The organism is Psychrobacter sp. 4Dc (assembly GCF_002836715.1).
Classification (GTDB): domain Bacteria; phylum Pseudomonadota; class Gammaproteobacteria; order Pseudomonadales; family Moraxellaceae; genus Psychrobacter.
In genome coordinates this window covers 1-2,108 of the sequence record NZ_PJAT01000125.1, presented here as the reverse complement: position 1 = coordinate 2,108, position 2,108 = coordinate 1, and the positions used below count along the sequence as shown (strand labels likewise).

At 38.0% G+C, this 2,108-nt stretch carries 3 protein-coding genes; all 3 read left to right on the top strand.

The window, feature by feature from the left end; translation table 11 throughout:
• The first annotated feature begins 216 nt into the window (after positions 1–216).
• Complete coding sequence (locus CXF61_RS11835; protein WP_165598330.1) at positions 217–570, top strand: hypothetical protein; 354 nt, start codon at positions 217–219, stop codon at positions 568–570.
• A 140-nt stretch (positions 571–710) separates the two neighbouring features.
• Positions 711–995, top strand: a complete 285-nt coding sequence (locus CXF61_RS11830) for a helix-turn-helix transcriptional regulator (RefSeq protein WP_193834222.1) — start codon at positions 711–713, stop codon at positions 993–995.
• The coding region (locus CXF61_RS11825) for a DUF3631 domain-containing protein (RefSeq protein ID WP_165598328.1) at positions 992–2,108 on the top strand (1,117 nt) is incomplete at its 3' end. The genes CXF61_RS11830 and CXF61_RS11825, both read left to right, overlap by 4 nt.

Genomic DNA, 2,108 nt, shown 5'->3' with positions numbered 1-2,108 from the left:
TATCTAAATTGTTTTATGATATTCATCCAAAGCATAACTCTTTTGTAGTGCAGTGACTATACAGAAGATATTTTTTCTAAATTATTTTTAGATTTTATTAATAACCCTGAACGCTATAACCCTTTTAAGACTGCAGACTCTTCACTTCAAAAATCAGAATTAGACAGACTAAACTCCCATTTAAAGACTATAGTTGAATTATACTCATACAAAGCTATGTCAACTCTAGCTCATCGTTATTATGCTTATGATGTAGCCCTAATGTATCATGATTTTTTAATGGTTACCTATAGTGGTGGAACTATTAATGTATCTTATGATAGTGGGGAATATTTCAAAAATAAGTTATCGAAAGAAAACACTAAAGCAGCTAATACGGGAGCCAAGGATAAGCAATTATTCAGGCAGAAAAAGAAGAAACAGTACTTACAGATCATGAAAGAAAAGGCTTTTACTAGCTATGCTAAAACTGCTGAATACATCAAACTAAACATTGACACTGATGAATCGCCAACTTATCGAACGGTAGAAAAATGGTTATCTCAAGCTGATAAAGGAGATTTTTCTTAGTTGTTTAATTCATCTTCTTTTACAGTATGCGCGCACAGTGTACATCATGCACGCACAGTGATTTACGTTACTGCATAGAACACCTAATATTACTTCACAGCACTAGGCAACACCAACTCACAATGCTGTGGAGTAATATTATGAAATTGAAAAACAAGTTCCTGCGAATGTCAGATCTCGCAAATCAACCTGAGCGTCCAGCTCGCACCTATACCACTGAATTAGGTCAGCAACGAACTATTACCGCCAGACCTGCCACACGCGGTATTACTGGATTTTCCGCTAAACACCTTTACCATCTCATAAATGAAAGGAATTTTCCTGCTCCAGTGAAAATTGGTCGCGCTAGCCTTTGGCGTTTATCCGACATCAATCTATGGCTGGAGAGCCACACCTTATCATCAGATGAGGAGAAACAATCATGAGCAAACACAAAAAGGTTACACCGCCTGAGACTGTTGTTGATCAATCAGCTGAATCAATAAAAAAGCCAAGCATCCTGCCAGATGCTCAGCTTTCAGAAATCACTACAGATGACATTGGCGAGCCATCATCAGTTATTTTACCACAACAAGATCTAAAAATTAGCTCGGATTTAGCACAATCTACTATTGATAGACTAGCTACACTATCAGAACTGGAGTATGAGCTAGAACGAACTGAAACCGCGAAATCTCTCAACAACATGTCAGTTCGGTCACTTGATAGGCTAGTGAAAAAAGCTAGAAGTAAAACAGAGTCTAAGATCTCAGAAAGTTTGGTCGTTGATATCGAGCCGTACGTAAAGCCAGTAACAGATATCGCCTTACTAGCTGATCAAATATATCAAATACTGGACGATCATATCGCCTGCACTGACGCAGTGAAGACTGCAGCTACACTATGGATAATATTAACCTGGGTTATACCAGCAAGTCATATTTTGCCAATTGCCTGGATAAATGCTCCGGAAAAGCGTTGCGGAAAAAGTACGTTGTTAACGCTGATGAGCCATATGAGTAAACGGTCATTATCAACATCAAATATCACAAAATCTGCTCTATTTCGCTCTATTGAGAGTTACAAACCGACTTTATTCATTGATGAAGTTGACACTTTCATCAATGATAATGACGGCATACGAGGCGTTTTAAATGCAGGCCATAGTCGTGATAATCCATACATTATACGATGTGTTGGAGACGATAACGAACCTGTACCGTTTAACGTATTCGGAGCTAAGGCAATATCAGGTATCGGTAGAATTCCTGATACATTGATAGATCGATCAATACCATTGACTCTTCGACGTAAAATGAGAGATGAGACAAAAAAACGAGTTCGCGATTTACCGCTTGATGTTACTAACATGATTCAATCCCAGCTGGCTAGATGGTCTGATGACAATATGTCAGCAGTTAAAGAGGCTGATCCTGTATTACCGGTTTCTATTAATGATCGTGCGCAAGATAATTGGCAGATACTATTTAAAATAGCTATATTATTGGGTGATGAGTGGTTAAAAAAAGCTCATAAATCATGCATGGAAATATCAGGTA

What these genes read in the sequence shown, in the direction of transcription:
- CXF61_RS11835 (WP_165598330.1), top strand. Translation starts at nt 217, where the DNA reads ATGTCAACTCTAGCTCATCGTTATTATGCTTATGATGTAGCCCTAATG.
- CXF61_RS11830 (WP_193834222.1), top strand. Translation starts at nt 711, where the DNA reads ATGAAATTGAAAAACAAGTTCCTGCGAATGTCAGATCTCGCAAATCAA.